We start from the raw sequence: 1816 nt of genomic DNA, 5'->3' as shown, positions 1-1816 counted from the left end.
CGCTTCGCAGTTGGTTGTATGTAGGTTGGGATGGCTACTTCTCGAGCCTGCGATTAATGGTGTTGAGGAGTAGCTTGTAGTGGGCTTTGAGGGTAGGGTCGCTGGTGGTTTTAGTGGCCTTCTCAAGCAGTTTTCTCACCTTGATGGTATAGTCGAGGGTATAGTCGGTGGTGAGATTGACTGCCTGAGCCCATAGGTGGTCCACCATGCCGTAGTCATTGCCAAATCCGAGGAGGTGGTTGGATGCATCCTCGCACTCGGAATGTGGGCAAGTGGGGCGTAGGTGGGGGTAGCTGTGGGCAAATTGGAGGGCTAGGTGGTCGCTCCCTTTGAAGCCTACTGGGTAGATGTTGTCTAGTGAGTAGGCCATTGCAGCCACTAGGTACCGCACGAAGATCTCCTGAAAGCGACGCTCGTAGCTGCTCACCCTTTCGTCTCCACTGAGGGTCTTACGGAATACATGTTGGTAGACGTCCTCAAGGTACTCTAGTGGGGAGTAGGAGGTGGGGTCGAAGTAATTGGAGATGGCTAGCTTACTGGTATTGAGCATCGACATCTTCATGATATCGCCCTCTGCTAGTTCGAAAGGCTTCAAGGCGGCCACTTGCAGGTGTGCTGCTTGTGCCTGCTCCCCTAGCTTGCGGAAGTTGGCTACATTATTGAGTAGCCAAAGAGCTGCGGCGCGTTGCTTCTCGCGTGGTAGCACTTGGTATCGGGGTATTCCTGACTGCTCCGAAGACTGGGTGAGTATGATGCCAGGGACAAAGGCAAAGATATTATTGTAATAGCCGTAGGCCTGTCCTAGGATCTGCTCATAGAGGTCGTTGCGGTGGTCGGCATCGGGGTCGTCTTGGATCCACTCATCGAGGTGGCTGAGGATGTACTGTAGGTTGCGTAGCCCTAGCTCACCTGCCTTTACAGGGTCATCGCTGAGGTCCTCCTCAATCGCTGAGGGGTCTAGGCGAAGTCCCAATTGCTGTGCTCCGTACTTATAGAGGCGCTTGCTCTCGTGCTTTGCTACAAACTTTTGCAGTGCTTTGCTCTCCTTGATAAAGTCGCCATCTAGCTCAGGGAACACCTTGTATCCCCACTCAATGGCGTAGTAGTCGTAGACGCCGAGGAAGGGAGGATTGAGGTTGACCCCTTTGTCTTCGGGCTGTGCCACGTAGTTCCAGCGGGCATAGTCCATGATACTGGGGGTGGTGCCGTATTTCTTGGTGAATTCGGGGGAGCGGAGTTGCTCTACCGTGTAGGCACTTGACGCGGCCATATTGTGCATCAGCCCGAGGGTATGCCCTATCTCGTGTGCGATCACATACTCCAGTGCCTCCATAAATCGGTCGTCGGGAAGCGTCTTGGTGCGTACGGTAGGATCGAGCTGTGCGGTCTGTACAAAGCACCAGTTGTTGAGGGTCTTGATCACATTGCTATAGACCATTACTGAGGCATTGATGATCTCCCCTGTGCGGGGGTCGTACCACGATGGGCCCATAGCATTCTCAATCCCTACAGGGATGTAACGGATGCAAGAGTACTTGATATTATCGGGGTCGAACTGTGGGTCGTCCTTTGGGAAGTCCCTTACCTGCACTACATCCTTGAGCCCAATTCGCTCAAAGGCTTTATTCCACCTGAGCACCCCTGCTTTGATAGCGGCACGCCAGCGCTCGGGGAAGGTGTCCTCTATGTAGTAGACGATTGGTTTCTTTACCTCAGATAGACCGCCCTGGGCAATCACCTCGGGGTGGAGTGGCTCTACCCTCCAGCGTCGTGCAAAGGTAGCTGGCTCTATCTGACCGCTCTCGGTGTGTAGGAT

General features: G+C 53.9%; 1 protein-coding gene. It reads right to left on the bottom strand.

Translation table 11 applies throughout. From position 1 onward, the window contains the following. Positions 1-34: 34 nt before the first annotated feature. A partial coding sequence (locus QVO39_RS06300; RefSeq protein ID WP_288171866.1) for a zinc-dependent metalloprotease occupies positions 35-1816 on the bottom strand: 1782 nt, incomplete at its 5' end.

Source organism: Porphyromonas sp. CAG:1061 (assembly GCF_000435035.1).
GTDB lineage: Bacteria > Bacteroidota > Bacteroidia > Bacteroidales > Porphyromonadaceae > Porphyromonas_A > Porphyromonas_A somerae.
The sequence above is the reverse complement of the archived record's forward strand: the minus strand, read 5'-3'. Positions and strand labels throughout refer to the sequence as shown.